Below are 20,553 nucleotides of genomic sequence, written 5' to 3' on the forward strand. Positions count from 1 at the left end.
GTTTTCTGCCAGCACCGGCATTGCTAGCGATTATAGATAGGTCAGCATCGATAACCTATCGGTTTTTTGTTGCGTGACTTGCCGCCGAAAATATGCTTTCCGGGTGTCCGGAGGGCATCATGGCCGATCAAGCAATGTTGAAGTTCGTTTCGCGTCCGCAGTCCTATCCTGCGAAGCGCGAACCCGAATTGCGGGCGGAGGATTTTCGCGAGATCGCGGAGCGCTACGCCCCGCCGACCGCCGAGGATCAGGCGGGACGCTGTTCGCAATGCGGCGTCCCCTATTGCTCGGTCCATTGCCCGCTGCACAACCATATCCCCGACTGGCTGCGCCTGACCGCCGAAGGGCGGTTGCAGGAAGCGTATCAGCTGTCGAACAGCACCTCGACCATGCCCGAGATCTGCGGCCGCATCTGTCCGCAGGACCGGCTGTGCGAGGGTAATTGCGTCATCGAATTTTCGGGGCACGGCGCGGTCACGATCGGATCGGTCGAAAAGTTCATTACCGATACCGCGTGGGAGAATGGCTGGGTCGAACCGGTCGCGGTCGGCCGGGCACGCGGCCAGTCGGTCGGCATCGTCGGTGCGGGGCCGGCGGGGCTGGCGGCGGCGGAATGGCTGCGCAACCTTGGCTACGACGTCCATGTCTATGACCGCTATGATCGCGCCGGCGGGCTGCTGACCTACGGCATTCCCGGCTTCAAGCTCGAAAAGCCGGTGGTGATGCGCCGCGTCGAACGGCTGAAGGAAGGCGGCATCGTCTTCCACGAAGGGTTCGAGGTCGGCCGCGACGCTAAGCTGGACGAACTGCGCGCAAAACACGACGCGGTCCTGATCGCGACCGGCGTCTACCGCCCGCGCGCGATCAAGGCGCCGGGTGTGGGCAGCGGCGGGGTGGTCGATGCGCTTGACTATCTGACTGCTTCGAACAAGGTCGGGTTCGGCGACAGCGTGCCGGCATATGACGACGGCTCGCTCAACGCGGCGGGCAAGCATGTCGTCGTCGTCGGTGGCGGCGACACGGCGATGGACTGCGTCCGCACCGCGATCCGCCAGGGGGCCAAGTCGGTGAAGTGTCTCTATCGCCGCGACCGCGCCAACATGCCCGGGTCGCAGCGCGAGGTCGCCAATGCCGAGGAAGAGGGCGTCGAGTTCGTCTGGCTCTCCGCCCCCGCCGCGTTCGACGATCGCGACGGACAGGTGGTGCAGGTCCGCGCGACCGGCATGCGTCTGGGCGCACCCGACGCGTCGGGCCGCCGCGCGCCGGAGGCCGATCCGGGCAACGAGTTCGTGCTGGAGGCCGATCTGGTGGTGAAGGCTTTGGGCTTCGATGCCGAGGATTTGCCGACGCTGTTCGATGCGCCCGAGCTGGGGGTGACGCGCTGGGGCACGGTGCGGGTCGATGGCAAGTCGATGATGACGTCGCTCGACGGCGTGTTCGCGGCGGGCGACATCGTGCGCGGGGCTAGCCTGGTGGTGTGGGCGATCCGCGACGGGCGCGACGTGACCGAGCGGATGCACGCATACCTCAAGGCGAAGGCCAAGGCCGCGAAGGTGGCGGCATGAAGGCGCTCCTCCTCGCCGCCACGCTGCTGGGCGCCACGCCCGCGCTGGCGCAGGCTCCGGTCGCCCCTGCAGCCACCGTGCAACCGGTCGATCCCGCGCGCCTCGCCTTGGCCGAGAAGACCGTCGTCGTGCTGGTGCCGGAGGGCGTCTATCTGCGGCTGATGCAGAAGCAGTTCCCGGTGATGATGGACGCGATGGTCGCCAATATGGATGTGGCGATGCCGGGCGGCCGGGAAAAGGCGCGCGCCGCCGATCCCGCGTTCGACGAACGGCTGCGCATCATGAGCCGCGTCATGGGCGAAGAGATGGGGCCGCTGATGGCCCGCATGGAGCCGTCGCTGCGCATCGGCATGGCCCGTGCGCTGGCGCGCCGGTTCGACACCCGACAGCTGGCCGATCTCAACGCGTTCTTCGCCACCCTCTCGGGCAAGGCGTTTGGCGAGCAGTTCATATCGCTGTTCGCCGACCCCGAGATCATGGGTGAGATGATGAAGGCGATGCCGATGATGATGCAGGAAATGCCGCGCATCATGAAGAAGGTCGAGGCTGCGACCGCGCACCTGCCGAAGCCTCCCAAGCCGAAGGGCGAAGACGAATGACCGACATGACCTCCGAACGCCTCCGCCTCGCCGCCGAAGGCATGTACCGCCCCGAATATGAGGGCGATGCCTGCGGCGTGGGCATGGTTGCCGCGACCGATGGCAAGCCGTCGCGCCGCGTCGTGCAGTCGGCGATCGATGCGCTGCGCGCGGTGTGGCACCGCGGCGCGGTCGATGCCGATGGCAAGACCGGCGATGGCGCCGGCATCCATGTCGACCTGCCGCACCGCTTCTTCGACGATGCGATCGCCGCGTCGGGGCACAAGCCGCTGCACGCGCGCCTCGCGGTCGGCATGGTGTTCATGCCGCGCACCGATCTGGGCGCGCAGGAAACGTGCCGCACGCTGGTCGAATCGGAGATCATCGAGGCGGGCTGGTCGATCTATGGTTGGCGGCAGGTGCCGGTCGACGTGTCGGTCATCGGCATGAAGGCACAGGCGACCCGGCCGGAAATCGAGCAGATCATGATTGCCGGCCCGGCTCCGGAAGAGATGGACGAGGCCGAGTTCGAGAAGAACCTGTATCTGGTCCGCCGCCGGATCGAAAAGCGGATCATCGCCGCGCAGATCACCGGTTTCTATTTCTGTTCTCTGTCGTGCCGCTCGATCATCTACAAGGGGCTGTTCCTCGCGGAGAGCCTGTCGGATTTCTATCCCGACCTGACCGACGAACGCTTCGAATCGCGCGTCGCGATCTTTCACCAGCGGTACTCGACCAACACCTTTCCGCAATGGTGGCTGGCGCAGCCGTTCCGCTGCCTGGCGCATAACGGCGAGGTCAACACGATCCGCGGCAACAAGAACTGGATGCTCAGCCACGAGATCAAGATGGCGAGCATCGCGTTCGGCGAGCGGTCCGAGGATATCAAGCCGGTAATCCCGGCCGGCGCGTCGGACACGGCGGCGCTGGACGCGGTGTTCGAGACGATATGTCGGTCGGGCCGCGATGCGCCGACCGCCAAGCTGATGCTGGTGCCCGAGGCCTGGCAGGGCGCGTCCGACCTGCCGCCGGCGCACGTCGCGATGTATGATTATCTGGCGAGCGTCATGGAGCCGTGGGACGGGCCGGCCGCGCTGGCGATGACCGATGGCCGCTGGGCTGTCGCGGGCCTCGACCGCAACGCGCTGCGCCCCCTGCGCTATACGCTGACCGGCGACGGGTTGCTGATCGTCGGGTCGGAAGCGGGCATGGTCCCGGTGGCCGAGGCGACGGTGGTCGAGAAGGGCCGTCTGGGGCCGGGCGAGATGCTCGCCGTCGACCTGGGCGAGGGCAAGCTCTACAAGGACCGCGCGATCAAGGACAAGATCGCGGGCGAGGCGGACTATGCCGCCATGACCGCCAAGTTCCTGACGATCGACGACCTGCCGGCCCCCACCGCCGACCCGCTGCGCTACGACCGTGCCGAACTGGCGCGGCGGCAGGTGTGCGCCGGGCAGACGCTGGAGGATATGGAGCTGATCCTGTCGCCGATGGTCGAAGGCGGCAAGGAAGCCATCGGGTCGATGGGCGACGACACCCCGCTGGCGGTCATTTCCGACCGCCCGCGCCTCATCAGCCATTTCTTCCGCCAGAATTTCAGCCAGGTTACCAACCCGCCGATCGACCCGTTGCGTGAGCGCTACGTCATGTCGCTCAAGACGCGGTTCGGGAACCTCGCCAACATCCTCGACACCGCCGACCGGGCGAGCGCGGTGCTGGTGCTGAACAGCCCGGTGCTGACCAACACCGACTGGCTGCGGCTGAAGGCGCATTTCGGGGCGCAGGCGGCGGAGATCGACTGCACCTTCTCGGCGGGCGAGGGGCCGGAGGCGCTGCGCGCCGCCATCGCCCGCATCCGTGCGCAGGCCGAACAGGCGGTGCGCGAAGGGCGCAGCGAGCTGTTCCTGACCGACGAGCATCTGGACGCGACCAAGGTGCCGATCGCCGGCGTGCTGGCCGCCGCCGCCGTCCACACGCATCTGGTCCGCAAGGGGCTGCGCTCCTATGCCTCGATCAACGTGCGGTCGTCGGAATGTCTCGACACCCATTATTATGCGGTGCTGATCGGGGTCGGCGCGACGACGGTGAACGCCTATCTGGCCGAAGCCGCCATCGCCGATCGCCACGCACGCGGGCTGTTCGGCGAGATCAGCATGGACGAGGCGCTGAAGCGCCATCGCACCGCGATCGACGAAGGGCTGCTGAAGATTTTGTCGAAGATGGGGATCGCGGTAATCTCCAGCTATCGCGGCGGGTATAATTTCGAGGCGGTCGGCCTGTCGCGCGCGCTGGTCAACGACTTCTTCCCCGGCATGCCGGCGAAGATTTCGGGCGAAGGCTATCACTCGCTGCACGTCAACGCGACGCAGCGCCATGACGCGGCGTTCGACAGCGCGGTCGTGAACCTGCCGATCGGTGGCTTCTATCGCCAGCGCGGCGGGGGTGAGGCGCATGCCTATTCGGCGCAGCTGATGCACCTGTTGCAGACCGCGGTCGCGACCGACAGCTATTCGACCTACATGCAGTTTTCGCGGGGCGTGCGCGACCTGCCGCCGGTCTATCTGCGCGACGTGCTCGAGTTCAATTTCCCCGAAACCGGCGTGGCCATCGAACAGGTTGAGGCGATCACCGAGATCCGCAAGCGCTTCGTGACGCCGGGCATGTCGCTGGGCGCACTCAGCCCGGAAGCGCATGAGACGCTGGCGATCGCGATGAACCGCATCGGCGCGAAGGCGGTGTCGGGCGAGGGCGGCGAGGATAGCATCCGCTATCAGCCGTACGAGAATGGCGACAACGGCAATTCGGTCATCAAGCAGGTGGCGTCGGGCCGCTTCGGCGTCACCGCCGAATATCTCAACGCCTGCGACGAGATCGAGATCAAGGTCGCGCAGGGCGCCAAGCCCGGCGAGGGCGGGCAGCTGCCCGGCTTCAAGGTGACCGAGTTCATCGCCAAGCTGCGCCATGCGACGCCGGGGGTGACGCTCATCTCGCCGCCGCCGCACCACGACATCTATTCGATCGAGGATCTGGCGCAGCTCATCTATGACCTGAAGCAGATCAACCCGAAGGCGCGGGTCTGCGTGAAGCTGGTCAGCTCGGCCGGGATCGGCACGGTCGCTGCGGGCGTGGCGAAGGCGCATGCCGACGTCATCCTGGTGTCGGGCCATGTCGGCGGGACCGGGGCCAGCCCGCAGACCTCGATCAAGTACGCCGGTACCCCGTGGGAAATGGGGCTGAGCGAGGTCAACCAGACGCTGACCCTCAACGGACTGCGCGGGCGCGTGGTGCTGCGCACCGATGGTGGCCTGAAGACCGGGCGCGACATCGTTGCCGCCGCGATCCTTGGGGCTGAGGAGTTCGGCATCGGTACGCTGAGCCTCGTGGCGATGGGCTGTATCATGGTGCGCCAGTGCCACAGCAACACCTGTCCGGTCGGCGTGTGCGTGCAGGACGAGCGGCTGCGCGCCAAGTTCACCGGCACGCCGGAAAAGGTTATCAACCTGATGACCTTCATTGCCGAGGAAGTGCGCGAGATTCTGTCGCGGCTGGGCGTGCGCAGCCTTGATGAAGTGGTCGGACGCACCGAGTTCCTGCGCCAGGTCAGCCGCGGGGCCGAGCATCTCGACGATCTCGACCTCAACCCGATCCTGGCGAAGGTGGACGCGGACGAGAGCGAGCGGCGCTTCAGCCTGTCGACCTTCCGCAACGAAGTGCCCGACAGCCTCGATGCACAGATGATCAAGGATGCCGCCGCCGTCTTTTCGCGCGGCGAGAAGATGCAGCTGACCTATTCGGTGCGCAACACCCATCGCGCGGTCGGTACCCGGCTGTCCTCCGAAATCACTCGCAAATTCGGCATGTCGAAGCTGGCCGACGGGCATGTCACCGTCCGCCTGCGCGGGTCGGCCGGCCAGAGCCTTGGCGCGTTCCTGTGCAAGGGGATCAAGCTGGAGGTGTTCGGCGACGCCAACGATTATGTCGGCAAGGGGCTGTCGGGCGGGATCATCACCGTCCGCCCGATGGTGTCGTCGCCGCTCAAGAGCCATGAGAACACGATCGTCGGCAACACCGTCCTCTACGGCGCGACCAGCGGCAAGCTGTTCGCGGCGGGGCAGGCGGGCGAGCGCTTCGCGGTGCGCAATTCGGGCGCGACCGTGGTGGTCGAGGGCTGCGGCGCCAATGGTTGCGAATATATGACCGGCGGCACGGCGGTGGTGCTGGGTCGTACCGGCACCAACTTCGGCGCGGGCATGACCGGCGGCATGGCGTTCATCTATGACCCCGACGCCAGCTTCGAGCGGAACCATAATCCGGAGAGCATCACGCTCCACCGGCTGGGATCGGCGCATTGGGAAGCGGTGCTGAAGGGGCTGGTCGCGGAACACCACGCGATGACCGACAGCCGCTGGTCGGGCGCGATCCTCGACGATTGGGACCGGGCGAAGCGCCATTTCTGGCAGGTGGTGCCAAAGGAAATGCTGACCCGCCTGTCGCATCCGCTCAGCGACGATGCGGCGGTGGCGCAGCGGGCGGAGGTTGCCGCCTGACGACGGATACCGGGCCGGTCAGCCGGCCCGGTACGCCGTTCGCGCCGGTATCTCCGGCGACAGCAGCCAGTCCTCGGCCTCGTCCAATTCCGCGAAATAGCGGGTGTCGCGCTCGCGCGCCGCGCGGCGGATCTGCATCGCGGCCAGCGAGCGTCCGACCACGAACGCGATCCGGCGCGAGGTGGTGCGGGGATCGGCGAGCAACTGGTGGAACGTGGCCACGCTATCTGCCGCCTGGATATCCATCGCGCGGATATCGACCAGCGTCAGATGCTGATTGGGGCGCGTGCCGAGCGCGACCAATTCCCGATCGCGAGCCGCAGCGAAGCGGGCGATGTCGCATGATTCGAAAAAGCCCGCCATGGTGATCCGCATCAGCCCATGGCCTACGTCGTTGACGATCGAAAATGTCGCTTCCATGATGCCGGGCATACCGAAAAAACCTTGCCAGCAGGTTAGTCCGGAACACGCCGTCGGATCGCGAGCCAGCCGAATGCGGCATACACCGCCAGTGCCGGCCAGCCGCCATCGGTCGCGAACAGATACGCGATCCCGACCAGCATCAGCGCCGCCGCCGTAAGGAGCGCGGCACGTACCGGCAACGTCGCCGCCAGCAGCACCGCCCCGGCAAGCGTCGCCGCCACTGCCTGCCCCCCCAGCCACACATAGGAGCCGGCCGCGCCGATCGATCCGACGCCCGGCAGCCTGACCATGGCGTAGCCCCGCATCGCATTGGGGAAGGTATCGGCGGCCAGATGCAGGCCGATGCCGATCGCCAGCCCCGCCATCACCGGCCGCCAGCGCGCCGCGAACAGCGCCAACGCGAGCGGCAGCAGCGAATGGGTCAGGCCGCTGCGATGGCCAAGGGGGAGCAGAAGGTCGAGATCGGGCAGCGTGGTGCCGGCGATCCCGGCGCAGACGACCGCCACCCCCTGTACCCATGGGCGCGGCGAACGGTCGGCGAGCGCGATCGCCGCGACCAGCCACAGCACGCTTACGAGCAACCCCACACGAATCCCCTTCCGCACGGCGAGCGTGCCGCCTAACACGGGACCATGTGGCAGCTCCTGCAATTCCCGCTATGTCCTTTCTCGCGAAAAGTCCGTCTGTTGCTGGCGGAAAAGAGCATCGGGTATCAGCCGGTGCGCGAATCGCCGTGGACGCGGCGTGACGAGTTCCTGCACATCAACCCGGCCGGGCAGACCCCGGTGATGATCGACGACGCGGCCGGCGTCCGGCTGATCGATTCGATGGCGATCTGCGAATATATCGAGGAGACGGGCGACAAGCCCGCCATGCTGAACGGCAGCGCCGCCGACCGCGCCGAGCAACGGCGGCTGGTGACGTGGTTCGACACCCAATTCTATCGCGAGATCACCGGGCCGCTGTTGATGGAACGGATGGAAAAGCGCATCGTCCATCGCCAGACGCCCGACACGCGCGTGCTGCGTGAGGCGATGAAAGCGGCGGTCGAGCATCTCGACTATATCGATTACCTGCTCGACCACCGGCAGTGGATCGGCGGTGCGACGATGAGCCTGGCCGACCTGGCCGCCGCCGCGCAGATTTCGATCGCGGATTATCTGGGCGGGATCGATTTCAAGACGCACGACCTGGCCAAGCGCTGGTATGTCGGGATGAAAAGCCGGCCTAGCTTCCGCCCGCTGCTGGCCGAGCGGATGGAGGGCGTGCCACCGCCGGCGGATTATGAAAAGCTGGACGTTTAGGGGCGGCTAGCAGGAGCAGTACCCCGCCCAAACCTATCCGTTCGGTTCGAGCAGCTTCGAGCTTGTCGAGAAGCGGCCGTCGAGAACGCCCGCCCGGCGGAACCCCTGTCTCGATACGCGTTCTCGACAAGCTCGATCGCTACTCGAACCGAGCGGGTATGTGGCGGGAAGGGGCCTGGATCAGAACGAATAGGACGAGATGAACAGCAGGCCGCTTTGTGACTGGCGGCGGAAGCGTACTTCGGTCTCGCCGGCCGGCGGCGGTTTATCCTCGACGAAGCCGTTGCCGAGGATGCGGGTGTCCACGTCGTAAAAGATGCCGACGCCCAGGTTGAAGCTCGACGCGCGATCGGCGCCCCGGCGCAGGCCCACCATCACGCCCAGCCCGATCGCGTCGATGACCTTTTCCCCGCCCGGTTGCAGGGCGACGAACGGGCCGATGCCGAAGTTCTTCTGCGCCGACATGCAGTTGTCGTACTGGACCGGATTACCCCTGAAGCTGGCGCAGAACGCTTCCTCGCGGACGCGACGGGTGCTGCTGAACGTCGGGGTCGCGAAGTAGTGCGACTCGAGGACGATCCGGGCACGGATGTTTTCGGTGCGGGTGACCCGGACGATGTTGTTGGTAATCACCGCGTCCGACACGCGGTCGTTATTGCCGAGGTCATAGGACATCGACACGCCGATGCCGAAGTCCAGCCCACCGAAATTCTGCCGTCCCGATGCCGCTTTTTCTTTGGCATTGGTCTGGTTCGTGTCGACCGCCGCAGTCTTTTCCTGCGCGAGCGCCGCGGTCGGCAGCACGGCCATGCCGATGGCCACAAATATCCTGAACATGACGTATCCCCCTGTCGAATGACTCGGGAGATACGCCCCGCGCCGACCATAGCTGGTCATGATCAGGCGCGGCGGGCGGGTGGCTTCGTTTCGGAGGTAACACGCGCAAACTGCATCGGGATCGGAGGGGCCGGAGCCGGATGCGGCGGCCAAAGTTCACAAAGTTCACACTCGTGCGCGTTTTGCAGCGTGCGTGACCTTGCCCGGTAAACGGGGTTGCGGATGGACGGTGGGAAAGAGCGCCGGCCAGCATGACAATGCCGCGCGCTGTAGGAAAGCGTTAGCCGCCCAACGCCTTTTGCCGCCGCCGCTGCACCGACGATCCCAGCCCGATCGCCTCGCGGTATTTCGCGACCGTACGCCGGGCAATGTCGAAGCCCTTGGCGTTCAGCAGTTCGACCAGCGTGTCGTCGGACAGGATCTTCTTCGGATCTTCCCCCGCGATCAGGGTGCGGATCGCATCTTTCACCGCTAGCGCCGATACCGCTTCGCCGCCATCGGCCGACTGGATCGCCGAGGTGAAGAAATATTTCAGCTCGAACAGCCCGCGCGGGCAGGAGAGATATTTGTTCGAGGTCACGCGGCTGACGGTCGATTCGTGCATCTCGATCGCCTCCGCGACGCGGGCGAGCGTCAGCGGGCGGAGATGGGCGACGCCCTGGCGAAAGAACGCCTCCTGCTGCTTCACGATCTCGGTCGCGACCTTCAGGATGGTGCGCTGGCGCTGGTCGAGCGCCTTCATCAGCCAGTTGGCGCTGGCGAGGCAGTCGGACAGCCATGCCTTGGACGATTTGTCGCCATTGGCGCTGAGTTCGGCATAATAGCCGCGATTGACCAGCACGCGGGGCAGGGTTGCGCCGTTGATCTCCACCGCCCAGCCATCCTTGCGTGGTGCCACGAACAGGTCGGGGACGACCGATTGCGTGCGCTCCCCGCCGAAGCGGCAGCCGGGTTTGGGATCATAGCCGCGTAGTTCGCGGATCATGTCGGAGAGGTCTTCGTCATCGACCTCGCAGATGCGACGCAGCTGCGGCAGGGCACCGCGCGCCACGAGGTCGAGATTGTCGATCAGCCGCGCCATGCAGGGATCGTAGCGGTCGACCTCCTTGGCCTGGATCGTCAGGCATTCCGCCAGGCTGCGCGCACCGACGCCGCTGGGGTCGAAGGTCTGGACGATGCCCAGCACCGATTCGACCCGTGCCAGCGGCACGCCGAGGCGGTGGGCGATGTCGAGCAGCGAGCCGGCGAGATAGCCGCATTCGTCGATCTGATCGATGATCGCGCTGGCGATGAACAGGTCGGCCCCGGCGACGCAGGCTCCGGCCTGTTGCAGCAGGTGATCGGCGAGCGATACGTCGTCGCTGGCGAAGGTGTCGAAGTCGGGGGCTTCGTCGAACCCGCCGCTGCCGGTCGCCGCGAGGCCGAGGCCGCCGTCAAGCGAGCCAACGCCATCCGACGGGCTGTCATGGTGGAAGGTATCGCCCAGATCGAGGTCGAGCGATTCGCCGCTCGCCGCGCCCAGCCCGAGCAGTTCGTCCGACCCGGCGGGTTCGCTGGACACCGGCGTTTCGGGCGCTTCGAAGGCGGGGCCGTCGTCGTCGCTGCCGCCGCCCCCCGAATCGAGCAGCGGGTTCTTTTCGACCTCTTCGGCGATGAACCCCTCGATCTCGAGGTTCGACAGCGCCAGCAGGCGGATCGCCTGCTGCAGCTGCGGCGTCATCACCAGCGATTGCGACTGGCGCAGGTCGAGGCGAGGGGCGAGGCTCATGGCAGGGTCCAAACTTGCTCGGGACAGGGATCGTGATCGCCCGTGGGAGGCCGCCGACAAGGAGCGTAGCGCCGTTGCGTAGCTGCGCTACGCACAAGCAAGCGACGATGCTCGGCCGCCTCCCACGGGCGACCGCTGCGCGGCGGGCGGAATTTGAAGCCATGCGGCGTCGCGCGTCGGTCACAATGTGCTACATCGCGCCCTCCTTGCTTCTTGCCTGGCTTCAAATTCCGCTCCGTCACGACCTTGTCCCGAGCAAGTTTGGCCCCTTAAAGTTCGAAACCCTCGCCCAGATACAGGCGGCGGACGTTCGCATCGGCGACTAGTTCGGCGGGCGATCCGGCGAACAGCACGCGGCCGTCATAGATGATGTAGGCGCGGTCGACGATTTCCAGTGTCTCGCGGACATTATGGTCGGTGATGAGCACGCCGATGCCGCGCGACTTCAGCTGGATCACCAGGTCGCGGATGTCGGCGATCGAGATCGGGTCGATGCCGGCGAACGGTTCGTCGAGCAGGATGATCGTCGGATTGGCCGCCAGCGCGCGGGCGATTTCGGCGCGCCGCCGCTCGCCGCCCGACAGTGCCATCGCCGATGCGCTGCGCAGGCGGGTAAGGCCGAATTCGTCGAGCAGCTGTTCGAGCCGGGCGGCACGCGCCGTCTTGTCCGGTTCGGCCAGTTCGAGGACGGCAAGGATATTCTTTTCAACCGACAGCCCGCGAAAGATCGAGGTTTCCTGCGGCAGATAGCCAAGGCCCAGGATCGCGCGGCGGTACATCGGCAGCGCGGTGATATCCTCGCCATCCAAGAGGATGCGGCCGGCATCGGGCTTTACGAGGCCCATCGCGGAATAGAAGCTGGTGGTCTTGCCCGCGCCATTGGGGCCGAGCAGGCCGACGACCTCGCCGCGGCCGACCGACATCGATACGTCGGACAGCACGACCCGCTTGTCGTACGACTTGGCGATCGACACGACCGACAACCCGCGATCCGAGGGTGGCTCGGCAAAGGGCCGGGTGTCGGTGGCGGGGGGCAGCAGGGTGGTGTCGGGCATCGGCAACGTCCTGATCGCTTGGGCGATGGGTATCGGGGCGTTACTGCCGCGACTTTGGCAGGATTATTGCAGGGGATGCGGGGAAAAGGGAAGGTCTGTTCGGTGGTTTGGCTGTCTGGCGCGACGGAATTACGCCTGATGCGTCACGACCCGCCATATATTTCGTCACCCCGGACGTGATCCCGGGTGACGGCCGAATGGATCGTCGATGTGCAGCGCCGCGTCAGTTGCGCTTGGGCACCGAGAAGCGCCCGGTGACGCGGCCGCCGCTCTGCTGCACACCGCCGCCGGGGGCAGGGGTGCTGCCGACGCCCGATCCGTCGATCGTCGCGCGGCCGGTGTCGAGGTCGATGGACAGCCGCCCGCCGTTCAGCGTGTTGGCCCCCTGCGTCAGTCGCACCCCGCCGATCATCGTCACGACGCGACGGTTGATATCGTACACGGCGAAGCGCGACTTCGCGGTCTGGTCGGGGCGGGTCAGCGTGACATTGCCGGTCGCGTCGATCCGGGTCGCCTGCGGCGCGCCATCGGTGATCTGCCCGCTATAGGCGATGACCACGCGGTCGGCGTTCAGCGTCATGGTCGACTGGCGGAACACCGCGCCGCCGGTGAAGACCGCGCGCTGCTGCTTGTCCTGCAATTCGATGGCGTTGGCCGACACGTCGATCGGCGCGTTCGAATCATGCCGCGTCTGTGCCGGGGCCGACCCCGCGATCGCGAGGAGGCCGAGGGTGGCGACGAGGCCGGGGAGCGCAGGACGAATCATGGGCGACTATTTCGTGCGTGTGGGATCGATGCGCAAGCGCGCATTGCCGGTCAGGCGCACGGTGCGTGCCTCCAGATCGGCATCGAGGCGATCGCCGCTGAAATTACCCATCGACGTGGTGCCGGTGACCGCGCTGCCGCTGCGCAGCTTGCGGGTCTTCAGGTCGACGGTCGCGTTGACGGTATCGAGCGAATAGCCGTTCGCCGCGCGAAACTGGATCGGGCCCAGCACATCGACCTGTTCGGAACGCATGTCATAGCGCCCGCGCGGCGCGGTGAGGCGGGCGGGACCATCGGGCAGGCGGATGCCGGCGGCCAGCTGCTGCAGCTGCACCACCGGTTCGGCCGAGCTCTTCTGGACCGCCGAGCCGGCATCGATGACGAAGGGCTGTCCCTTGGCATCCTGTCCGCGATATTCGGCGGCGCGCAGGCGCATGCGTTCCTGCGCGACATCGACCTTGTTCTTGTCGAGCACGAAGCTGGTATCGCCGCGCATGAACAGCGGCGCCATGACCAGGAACGCCGCCAGCACGCCGATGCCGATCGGCAGCGCGACCATCAGGATCGCGATCAGCCGGTCATGCGCGCTGCCAGGCGCGGCACGGCGCTGCCGGCGCGTTCGTTCCTGGCGGGCGATGTCCGACATGGCCTTACCCTTACATGTGCGCGAAGATGTCGATTTCCGGCCAGCCGGCGATATCCAGCCGCGCGCGGTGCGGCAGGAAGTCGAAACAGGCCTGCGCCAGCGCGGTGCGCCCTTCGCGGTCGAGTCGCTTGGCCAGTTCGGTGCGCAGCGCATGGAGGAAGCGCACGTCGGACGCGGCATAGTCGCGCTGCGCATCCGACAGGACCGGGCCGCCCCAGTCGGACGATTGCTGCTGCTTGGAGATATCCTGCCCCAGCAATTCGCGCACCAGCTCCTTCAGGCCGTGACGATCGGTGTAGGTGCGCACCAGCCGCGACGCGATCTTGGTGCAGAACACCGGCGCGGCGACGACGCCCAGATAATATTCGATCGCCGCCAGATCGAACCGGCCGAAATGATAGAGCTTTACGCGGGTCTGGTCGGCCAGCACCGCCTTCAGGTTCGGCGCGGCATAGCTGCTGCCGGGGTTGAAGCGGACCAGATGCTGGTCTTCGCCGCCGTCGGACAGCTGGACGACGCACAGCCGGTCGCGCGGGGTGATGAGGCCCATCGTCTCGGTATCGACGGCGATGTCGGCGCCGGGGGCGAAGACGCCTTCGGGCAGGTCTTCTTCGTGGAAATAAACGGTCATGAGTGGCGCCTAGCCGTTGGAAGCGTTGCGCTCAATGGCTTCTCTGGCCAGGCGCTTCTTCGTCTTGGACCGGCGCGAGACGATGTTGAGCGTCTCGACCCCGGCGGAGAACGCCATGGCGGCATAGATATAGCCCTTGGGCACATGCACGCCGAAGCCGTCGGCGATCAGCACCGCGCCGATCATCAGCAGGAAGCCGAGCGCCAGCATGACGACGGTCGGATTGGCGTTGATGAAGCGTGCCAGAGGATCGGCGGCGACCAGCATGATGCCGACCGTCACGATCACGGCGGCCATCATGATCGGCACCTCGTCGGTCATGCCGACCGCGGTCAGGATCGAATCGATCGAGAACACCATGTCGAGTGCCACGATCTGCGCGATCGCCGATCCGAAGCCGAGCGCCACGCTGCCCTTCTTGTCGAGCGTATCCCCGCTCGGCTCGTCATCCATCGTGTGATGGATTTCCTTCGTCGCCTTCCACACCAGGAACAGCCCGCCCGCGATCAGGATCAGGTCGCGCCACGAAAAGGCGGTTTCGAAGGTCGGGCGACCATAGCCATCGGCCGCGCCCTGGATCCCCAGGTCGAACACCGGGTTGGTCAGCGACACGATGAACGCGATCATCGACAGCAGCAGCAGGCGCATGACCAGCGCCAGTCCGATCCCGATTCGCCGCGCCAGTTGCTGTTGGTGCGCGGGCAGCTTGTTCGAGAGAATCGAGATGAAGATCAGGTTGTCGATACCAAGAACGACCTCCAGCACGACCAGCGTGAGGAAAGCGGCCCAGGCGGCGGGGTCGGCCAGCAGCGCGAAAATGGTATCCATGGGGCGAATCTGTGCCGCTTTCGCCACAATTGTACAAGGTTCGGGACGACGAGACGCATTGTTGCGGTGAAATAGGTTTGGACCCATCGTGTTTTAGGCTATGGCAAGGAAGTGGCACCCGGTTTGGCGGTGCCCGGACACCTGCGTTTTTCGCTCGACGCTTGGGTTTACGATGAAGTTGGGCGAACCGGGAAGACGAACAGGGCAATGAGTTTCGATCGAGGACGGCGCGGCGAGCGCGGTGGGCGCGGCAGGGACAAGCGCGACGGTTTTGGTGACGAAGGCGGCGGCAGCAGCTACGGCGGCGGCGGTGGCTTCGGCGGCGGCGGCTTTGGCGGCGACCGTGGTGGTTTCGGTGGCGGCGGCTTCGGCGGTGGCGATCGTGGCGGCTTCGGTGGCGGCGGTGGCTTCGGCGGCGGCGGCGACCGTGGTGGCTTCGGCGGCGGTGATCGCGGCGGCTTCGGCGGCGGCGGCGGCGGCGGTTTCCGTGGCGGTGGCGGCGGCTTCGGTGGTGGCGGCGGCGGTGGCCGCGGCATGCCCCCGCAGGTCGTTGGCGAAGCAACCGGCGTGGTCAAGTTCTTCAACGCGCAGAAGGGCTTCGGCTTCGTCGTGCGCGATGACGGCGGCGAAGACGTGTTCGTCCACATCTCGGCCGTCGAGCAGGCGGGCCTCAGCGCCCTTGCCGAAGGTCAGCCGATGGGCTTCACCCTCGTCGATCGTGGCGGCCGCATCTCGGCGACCGACCTCAAGATCGACGGCGAGCCGATGGAAGTCACCGGTGGCGGTGCGCCGCGCGAACCGCGTGATGCCGGCCCGCGTGGCGGTGCAGGCGGCGGCATGGGCGGCCCGCAGCGTCAGCTGACCGGCGAGCGCGCCAGCGGCGTTGTGAAGTTCTTCAACGCGATGAAGGGCTTTGGCTTCATCCAGCGCGACGATGGCCAGCCGGACGCATTCGTCCACATCTCGGCCGTCGAGCGTGCGGGTCTGCCGACCCTCAACGAAGGCGACCGGCTCGAGTTCGAGCTGGAAGTCGATCGTCGCGGCAAGCACGCAGCGGTGAACCTCAACAAGCTGTGAGGTTCTCGCTTCGGCGATGAAAATGGGGCCGGCTGTCCGAAGGGATAGCCGGCCTCTTTTCGTTTGGGGCGGCGTCGGGGGCCCCCGCCCGCGTGCCGTGGCGGAAGCGGAGCCTTCGCATCGGCGGGCGACGGGCCTGTTGCCGGGCGATGGCGGGGGAGGCATTCTTTGCGCCTGTTTGCGACGTCCGGTGGGATGGTCGCTACGCTATTCCGAGCGAGGATGATGATGGACCGCGCAACACCCAATCTGCCATCGCGTGATTTCGCGGTGACATCGGCTTTCTATGCGAAGCTGGGGTTCGGAGAGGCGTGGCGCGATGCGGGATGGATGATCCTGACGCGGGGCGACCTGCAGCTGGAGTTCTTTCCCTGGCCCGATTTCGATCCGACGACCAGTGGCTATGGTAGCTGTCTGCGACTCGATGATGTCGACGGCTTTTATGCGGTGGCGCTGGCAGCCGGGGTGCCGGTGAAGACCACCGGTTATCCGCGACTGCAGCCGCCGGTGCCGCAAAACGGATTGCGGATCGGGGCGCTGCTCGATCCCGATTGCTCGCTGCTACGGTTGATCGGGGCGGGTTAACGTGGGCGGTGCCCTACCCATCGAAACGGGGCCATCGTTCCGGCGAAGGCTTGGGCCGCGAGCGGCGCTTGTTCCATACCGGAATCAAGCGAACCCCGCCTGTACCGGGATCACGTTTGGGGACGGAGCGATATTCGGGTCATATCCCCTGCGTAACGGTGCGCTCGGCAAGGAATAGGCGTCGTCTGGCTGCGGATGCGGCGGGGCTGGATGGCACCATGCTTGCCGGGGCTGTCGCGTAGCGCAGACGATGCCGATCGATCTTTGCCGGTGGGGGCCAAGTGCGTCGGAGCGAATGGTCGCGGCGACATCGGATGCTCAGGGCCGGGGATAGCCGAGGCGATGCGCGATCCAGCCGGTGGAAATGCCTGCACCGCAAAAGAGCAGGAATAGCAGCAAGATGTCGAAGGTGACCGACGCTTGGGTGCCATCGGTCGACAGGAAGGAAATGATCCATCCGATGATCGCGCCGGCGGCCAGTCCAAATCGCACAGCGTCGCTTCGACGTTCGCGCGCGGTTCGCATGGCAAGGTACCAAAGCGGCAAGCCAATCGCGAGGCACAGCGGAACGGCGATGATCGCTCCGAAAATCAGGTACAGGGTCAGAAACGTGACGAACGCGTCGATCTCGTACTCGCCCCGATAGACAAGACGCTGGAGCATCTCGTAGCCGAGGGAGATGACCGAGATTTCTGCTACCGCTGCGAACGCGGCGATCGTCAGCGCGGTTGCCCGGCGCTGGAAGGAAGGGCGTGGTCTGGCCGTCATGACGTTGCGACCTTTCCGATACAGGGGGCGTCCATGCCGACCTGCCGCAATCCCGCACGCGGCGGCAGGTGCGCCGGTTCGTTCAGCGCGCTGACCCAGCCGATCCGCCTGAGCGCCAGCAACAGCCACCAGCCAGGATCATGCTGCCCCAGCAAAATCCCCAGCCGGGCCGATTCGGGAAAGGCATGGTGGTTGCCGTGCCATGCCTCGCCAAAGGTGATGAGCGCGGCGGCGGGCAGGTCGTGGCCCTGCACGGCGGCGCCATCGATCACCCAGCCCGCCGGGCCGGTGCGATGGGTGATGTGGCCGACCAGCCAGTGGCCGGTGACGCCGACCGCGACGCGCACCGGCACCCCCCACACCAGCCATGGCAGTCCGCCAATGCCAAGGAACAGCAGCGCCCAGGGGAGTTGCTGCGCCATCCAGCTTGCCTCCAACCAGCGCAGGAACCGATCGTCGCGCAGATAGGGTTCGGGTTCGAAGCGCGGCGGATGGGTGAGGTCGAGCCGGCAATGCATTTGCCACCATGCATCCTTTGCCATCGGGGCGCGATGCGCGTGGAGCGGGTGGCATTCCGGCTGGCGCTGTGCCCAGTCGCGCATGTCGTGCAGCCGGACCATGCCGAGCGGCCCGGCCATGCCGACCAGCGTGCCGAGATAGACGAGCACGCGTTCGAGCCAGCTTGGCGCGACGAAGCTGCGATGGATCAGCAGCCGGTGCAGCCCGACCGAATGCCCGGCGCATAGCGTGATGCCGCTGGTCACGAGGAACAGGGCCACGCTGCCCCACGTGACGTGGAACGGCGCGAGGGCGAGTGCGGCCAGCGTCATGCCGCCGATCCACAACGACCGCATCTGGGCCCAGCGGACCTGGCCGTTCACCGCATCGCTGGTTGCGGTCGCCTTCATCCGCAGTGTCGAACCGTCACTCATGCCGACTATCCTTCGGTAATTAGGAAATAACCTAAATAACGAAGCATGTTTGTCAAGCCGGCCGTTCGCGCCTATCTCCGGTCGCATGCAGCGTGTGTTCGAAGCATTGGCGTCGGTACCCCGGCGCAAGATCCTTGCCTATCTGGCCCATGCGGAATTGAGCGCGGGCGAGATCGCGGCGCGGTTCGACATGTCGAAACCGTCGATTTCGCAGCATCTCTCGATCCTCGAATCGGCGGGTTTGGTCAGCAGCGAGAAGCGCGGACAGTTCGTCTATTACCGGCTGGTGCCCGACAATCTGACCAACACGCTGAACGGGTTCGTGCAGGAAGTCTGCCCGGTCAGCCGGCCGCTGAAGCGCGAAAGCGCGGCGCGGCGGGATGGCGGGAACCCCGACGCGGGGTAGGCGCGTTCCCCCCGGCGACGACAGCGGAGACGAATCGCCGATGGGTATGGTGCAGGACGGGATGTGGACCAACGAGACGCCGGTCGCGCCGACCGATGCGTCGGGCAATTTCCAGCGGGCGGAAAGCGGGTTTCGCGACTGGCTGACCCGCGACGGATCGCCGGGGCCCGACGGACAGGCCGGCGTACCGGCGGCGGCGGATCGCTATCACCTCTATGTCAGCCTCGCCTGTCCGTGGGCGCATCGCACGTTGGTCGTCCGCGCGCTGAAGGGGCTGGAGACACTGTTGCCGGTGACGGTCGTGGGGCCCCTGATGGGTGCGCAGGGGTGGAGCTTTGCCCAGGCGTTCGGCGGGACGGGCGATCCGGTGAACGGCGTCGATCACCTGCACCAGCTCTATACCATGGCCAGTCCGGGGATGACCGGAAAGGTCACGGTGCCCGTCCTGTGGGACAAGCAGGACCGGCGGATCGTGAACAACGAATCGTCGGAGATCATCCGGATGCTGAATACGGCGTTCGACGATCTGGGCGCGACGCCGGGCGACTTCTACCCAGAGGAACTGCGCAGCGAGATCGATGCGGTGAACGCGCGGGTCTATGAAACCGTGAACAACGGCGTCTACCGCGCGGGCTTTGCGACGACGCAGGACGCGTATGACACGGCGGTCCATGCCCTGTTCGATTCGCTCGACTGGCTGGAGGATCGGCTGACCGGTGACTGGCTGGTCGGCGATCGGCTGACCGAGGCGGATATCCGGCTGTTCACGACATTGGTGCGGTTCGACCCGGTCTATCACGGGCATTTCAAGTGCAATATTCGCCGGCTGGTCGATTATCCACGGCTGCGCGCGCTGACCGAACGGATCGCCGCGCTGCCCGGTGTTGGCGACACGATCGACCTCGACCAGATCAAGACGCACTATTATCGCAGCCATAAAGATATCAATCCGACCGGCATCGTGCCGGCCGGGCCGGCGGTGCCGTTCTGAACGGTTCAGGTGCCGGCAAGCATGGGGCGAGGACAAGAATGCGCATGATCCGTTGGACGTTGCCGCTGAGCCTCGCGCTCGCCACCACCGCCGCCGTCGCACAGACCGGCGCGCCGCCCGCCGCGCATGTGCCGGTCCCGGTCGAGGCGATCGGGGCGCGGATCGTCGCGCGCTATCCGCATGATCGCACCGCGTTCACGCAAGGGTTGGTGTGGCAGGACGGCAGCCTGTTCGAAAGCACCGGCCAGCCCGGCGTGTCCGATGTGCGGCGGGTGCGGTTGAGCGACGGCAAGGTGCTGGCGCGCACGAAGCTGCCGGGGCTGCAGTTCGGCGAGGGGCTGGCGGTCGATGGCGCGCAGCTGGTCAGCATCACGTGGCAGGACGGGATCGCGCATCGCTGGGACCGCAAGACGCTGAAATCGGTCGGTCGCGCGCGCTATTCCGGCGAAGGCTGGGGGCTGGCGAGCGATGGCAGGTCACTGATCCTGTCGGACGGGACGCCGACCTTGCGCTTCATGGACCCCAAGACGTTCAAGGAGCAGCGGCGGGTGACGATCACCGCCAATGGCCGGCCGGTGCACAACCTCAACGAGCTGGAGATGATCGACGGCAAGCTGTGGGGCAATATCTGGCACCGCGACTATATCGTGCGGATCGATCCGGCGACCGGCGAGGTCGATGCGCTGGTCGACCTCGCGCCGTTGCGTGCGGAACTGGGGCCGCTCGATCCGGAGGCGGTGCTGAACGGGATCGCGTGGGATGCGACGGGGAAGCGCTTGTTCGTGACGGGGAAATGGTGGCCAACGCTGTTCGAGATCGCGTTGGAGCCGGTGCCTCAGGGGTAGGC

20 protein-coding genes are annotated in these 20,553 nt (G+C 66.3%); 9 read left to right on the top strand and 11 right to left on the bottom strand.

Annotation, left to right across the window (positions count from 1 at the left end; all coding sequences use genetic code 11):
* The first annotated feature begins 119 nt into the window (after nucleotides 1-119).
* From ASE58_RS13545 to gltB, 3 genes are read left to right on the top strand one after another with little or no spacing between them, the layout of a single operon-like run.
* Entirely contained in the window at nucleotides 120-1,565 is a 1,446-nt protein-coding gene (locus tag ASE58_RS13545) for an NAD(P)-dependent oxidoreductase (protein ID WP_055822213.1), read from the top strand.
* Nucleotides 1,562-2,164 carry a hypothetical protein gene (locus tag ASE58_RS13550; RefSeq protein ID WP_055822215.1) on the top strand — a complete coding sequence of 201 codons (603 nt, stop codon included), beginning with the start codon at nucleotides 1,562-1,564 and terminating at the stop codon, nucleotides 2,162-2,164. Before ASE58_RS13545 ends, ASE58_RS13550 begins: the two co-directional genes overlap by 4 nt.
* Nucleotides 2,161-6,690, top strand: a complete 4,530-nt coding sequence (gene gltB / locus ASE58_RS13555; protein WP_055822218.1) for a glutamate synthase large subunit — start codon at nucleotides 2,161-2,163, stop codon at nucleotides 6,688-6,690. The genes ASE58_RS13550 and gltB overlap by 4 nt, the downstream gene beginning before the upstream one ends.
* An 18-nt stretch (nucleotides 6,691-6,708) precedes the next feature.
* On the opposite strand, the gene ASE58_RS13560 is transcribed toward gltB, so the two are convergent.
* Both ASE58_RS13560 and ASE58_RS13565 read right to left on the bottom strand, forming a co-directional pair.
* Nucleotides 6,709-7,122 (bottom strand): hypothetical protein, encoded by a 414-nt coding sequence (locus tag ASE58_RS13560; protein WP_055822221.1) that lies wholly within the window; start codon nucleotides 7,120-7,122, stop codon nucleotides 6,709-6,711.
* Nucleotides 7,123-7,145: 23 nt separating this feature from the next.
* Nucleotides 7,146-7,700, bottom strand: a complete 555-nt coding sequence (locus ASE58_RS13565) for a hypothetical protein (protein ID WP_156347736.1) — start codon at nucleotides 7,698-7,700, stop codon at nucleotides 7,146-7,148.
* Between the two features lie 45 nt (nucleotides 7,701-7,745).
* On the opposite strand from ASE58_RS13565, the gene ASE58_RS13570 reads away from it, so the two are divergent.
* Complete coding sequence (locus ASE58_RS13570) at nucleotides 7,746-8,417, top strand: glutathione S-transferase family protein (RefSeq protein WP_055822226.1); 672 nt, start codon at nucleotides 7,746-7,748, stop codon at nucleotides 8,415-8,417.
* 180 nt (nucleotides 8,418-8,597) lie between these two features.
* On the opposite strand, the gene ASE58_RS13575 is transcribed toward ASE58_RS13570, so the two are convergent.
* From ASE58_RS13575 to ASE58_RS13605, 7 genes are all read right to left on the bottom strand, one after another.
* Nucleotides 8,598-9,407: a hypothetical protein gene (locus ASE58_RS13575; RefSeq protein WP_156347737.1), complete on the bottom strand. Its 810-nt coding sequence runs from the start codon at nucleotides 9,405-9,407 to the stop codon at nucleotides 8,598-8,600.
* Between the two features lie 127 nt (nucleotides 9,408-9,534).
* Nucleotides 9,535-11,022: an RNA polymerase factor sigma-54 gene (gene rpoN, locus ASE58_RS13580; RefSeq protein WP_055822231.1), complete on the bottom strand. Its 1,488-nt coding sequence runs from the start codon at nucleotides 11,020-11,022 to the stop codon at nucleotides 9,535-9,537.
* Nucleotides 11,023-11,291: 269 nt separating this feature from the next.
* A complete protein-coding gene (gene lptB / locus ASE58_RS13585; protein WP_082468015.1) occupies nucleotides 11,292-12,077 on the bottom strand; it encodes an LPS export ABC transporter ATP-binding protein in 786 nt (261 codons plus the stop codon).
* Nucleotides 12,078-12,300: 223 nt separating this feature from the next.
* The gene (locus tag ASE58_RS13590; protein WP_055822234.1) at nucleotides 12,301-12,843 is read right to left on the bottom strand and encodes an LptA/OstA family protein; all 543 of its coding nucleotides are present in this window, start codon (nucleotides 12,841-12,843) and stop codon (nucleotides 12,301-12,303) included.
* Between the two features lie 6 nt (nucleotides 12,844-12,849).
* On the bottom strand, nucleotides 12,850-13,488 hold the full coding sequence (gene lptC / locus ASE58_RS13595) for an LPS export ABC transporter periplasmic protein LptC (protein ID WP_055822237.1): 639 nt from the start codon (nucleotides 13,486-13,488) through the stop codon (nucleotides 12,850-12,852).
* Between the two features lie 10 nt (nucleotides 13,489-13,498).
* A complete protein-coding gene (locus tag ASE58_RS13600) occupies nucleotides 13,499-14,119 on the bottom strand; it encodes a ribonuclease D (protein WP_055757039.1) in 621 nt (206 codons plus the stop codon).
* A 9-nt stretch (nucleotides 14,120-14,128) separates the two neighbouring features.
* Nucleotides 14,129-14,947 carry a TerC family protein gene (locus ASE58_RS13605; protein ID WP_055822240.1) on the bottom strand — a complete coding sequence of 273 codons (819 nt, stop codon included), beginning with the start codon at nucleotides 14,945-14,947 and terminating at the stop codon, nucleotides 14,129-14,131.
* A 207-nt stretch (nucleotides 14,948-15,154) separates the two neighbouring features.
* On the opposite strand from ASE58_RS13605, the gene ASE58_RS18495 reads away from it, so the two are divergent.
* Both ASE58_RS18495 and ASE58_RS13615 read left to right on the top strand, forming a co-directional pair.
* Nucleotides 15,155-16,024 carry a cold-shock protein gene (locus ASE58_RS18495; protein ID WP_055822243.1) on the top strand — a complete coding sequence of 290 codons (870 nt, stop codon included), beginning with the start codon at nucleotides 15,155-15,157 and terminating at the stop codon, nucleotides 16,022-16,024.
* A gap of 225 nt (nucleotides 16,025-16,249) precedes the next feature.
* Nucleotides 16,250-16,609: a bleomycin resistance protein gene (locus ASE58_RS13615; RefSeq protein ID WP_055822464.1), complete on the top strand. Its 360-nt coding sequence runs from the start codon at nucleotides 16,250-16,252 to the stop codon at nucleotides 16,607-16,609.
* Nucleotides 16,610-16,927: 318 nt separating this feature from the next.
* Here the strand turns inward: ASE58_RS13615 and ASE58_RS13620 are convergent, their stop codons facing one another.
* Together ASE58_RS13620 and ASE58_RS13625 are read right to left on the bottom strand one after the other, a co-directional pair.
* Nucleotides 16,928-17,377 carry a hypothetical protein gene (locus ASE58_RS13620; RefSeq protein ID WP_055822246.1) on the bottom strand — a complete coding sequence of 150 codons (450 nt, stop codon included), beginning with the start codon at nucleotides 17,375-17,377 and terminating at the stop codon, nucleotides 16,928-16,930.
* Nucleotides 17,374-18,309, bottom strand: coding sequence for an acyl-CoA desaturase (locus ASE58_RS13625; protein ID WP_055822249.1), 936 nt, complete (start codon nucleotides 18,307-18,309; stop codon nucleotides 17,374-17,376). The genes ASE58_RS13620 and ASE58_RS13625 overlap by 4 nt, the downstream gene beginning before the upstream one ends.
* An 85-nt stretch (nucleotides 18,310-18,394) precedes the next feature.
* Here ASE58_RS13625 and ASE58_RS13630 point away from each other — a divergent pair, with 85 nt between their 5' ends.
* Genes ASE58_RS13630 through ASE58_RS13640 form a run of 3 tightly spaced genes read left to right on the top strand, consistent with a single transcriptional unit; the run spans nucleotide 18,395 to nucleotide 20,551 of the window.
* Nucleotides 18,395-18,715, top strand: a complete 321-nt coding sequence (locus ASE58_RS13630) for a metalloregulator ArsR/SmtB family transcription factor (protein WP_055757029.1) — start codon at nucleotides 18,395-18,397, stop codon at nucleotides 18,713-18,715.
* 40 nt (nucleotides 18,716-18,755) lie between these two features.
* Entirely contained in the window at nucleotides 18,756-19,706 is a 951-nt protein-coding gene (locus tag ASE58_RS13635) for a glutathione S-transferase family protein (protein WP_055822251.1), read from the top strand.
* 44 nt (nucleotides 19,707-19,750) lie between these two features.
* Complete coding sequence (locus ASE58_RS13640) at nucleotides 19,751-20,551, top strand: glutaminyl-peptide cyclotransferase (protein ID WP_235513622.1); 801 nt, start codon at nucleotides 19,751-19,753, stop codon at nucleotides 20,549-20,551.
* The last annotated feature ends 2 nt before the right edge of the window (nucleotides 20,552-20,553 follow it).

The sequence above is a fragment of the Sphingomonas sp. Leaf9 genome (assembly GCF_001421355.1).
Taxonomy (GTDB): domain Bacteria; phylum Pseudomonadota; class Alphaproteobacteria; order Sphingomonadales; family Sphingomonadaceae; genus Sphingomonas.

Excerpts from the sequence above, each read along its gene's own strand:
- ASE58_RS13545 (WP_055822213.1), top strand. The coding sequence starts at position 120 with ATGGCCGATCAAGCAATGTTGAAGTTCGTTTCGCGTCCGCAGTCCTAT.
- ASE58_RS13550 (WP_055822215.1), top strand. The coding sequence starts at position 1,562 with ATGAAGGCGCTCCTCCTCGCCGCCACGCTGCTGGGCGCCACGCCCGCG.
- gltB (WP_055822218.1), top strand. The coding sequence starts at position 2,161 with ATGACCGACATGACCTCCGAACGCCTCCGCCTCGCCGCCGAAGGCATG.
- ASE58_RS13560 (WP_055822221.1), bottom strand. The coding sequence starts at position 7,122 with ATGCCCGGCATCATGGAAGCGACATTTTCGATCGTCAACGACGTAGGC.
- ASE58_RS13570 (WP_055822226.1), top strand. The coding sequence starts at position 7,746 with ATGTGGCAGCTCCTGCAATTCCCGCTATGTCCTTTCTCGCGAAAAGTC.
- rpoN (WP_055822231.1), bottom strand. The coding sequence starts at position 11,022 with ATGAGCCTCGCCCCTCGCCTCGACCTGCGCCAGTCGCAATCGCTGGTG.
- lptB (WP_082468015.1), bottom strand. The coding sequence starts at position 12,077 with ATGCCCGACACCACCCTGCTGCCCCCCGCCACCGACACCCGGCCCTTT.
- ASE58_RS13590 (WP_055822234.1), bottom strand. The coding sequence starts at position 12,843 with ATGATTCGTCCTGCGCTCCCCGGCCTCGTCGCCACCCTCGGCCTCCTC.
- lptC (WP_055822237.1), bottom strand. The coding sequence starts at position 13,488 with ATGTCGGACATCGCCCGCCAGGAACGAACGCGCCGGCAGCGCCGTGCC.
- ASE58_RS13600 (WP_055757039.1), bottom strand. The coding sequence starts at position 14,119 with ATGACCGTTTATTTCCACGAAGAAGACCTGCCCGAAGGCGTCTTCGCC.
- ASE58_RS13605 (WP_055822240.1), bottom strand. The coding sequence starts at position 14,947 with ATGGATACCATTTTCGCGCTGCTGGCCGACCCCGCCGCCTGGGCCGCT.
- ASE58_RS18495 (WP_055822243.1), top strand. The coding sequence starts at position 15,155 with ATGAGTTTCGATCGAGGACGGCGCGGCGAGCGCGGTGGGCGCGGCAGG.
- ASE58_RS13615 (WP_055822464.1), top strand. The coding sequence starts at position 16,250 with ATGATGGACCGCGCAACACCCAATCTGCCATCGCGTGATTTCGCGGTG.
- ASE58_RS13620 (WP_055822246.1), bottom strand. The coding sequence starts at position 17,377 with ATGACGGCCAGACCACGCCCTTCCTTCCAGCGCCGGGCAACCGCGCTG.
- ASE58_RS13625 (WP_055822249.1), bottom strand. The coding sequence starts at position 18,309 with ATGAGTGACGGTTCGACACTGCGGATGAAGGCGACCGCAACCAGCGAT.
- ASE58_RS13630 (WP_055757029.1), top strand. The coding sequence starts at position 18,395 with ATGCAGCGTGTGTTCGAAGCATTGGCGTCGGTACCCCGGCGCAAGATC.
- ASE58_RS13635 (WP_055822251.1), top strand. The coding sequence starts at position 18,756 with ATGGGTATGGTGCAGGACGGGATGTGGACCAACGAGACGCCGGTCGCG.
- ASE58_RS13640 (WP_235513622.1), top strand. The coding sequence starts at position 19,751 with ATGATCCGTTGGACGTTGCCGCTGAGCCTCGCGCTCGCCACCACCGCC.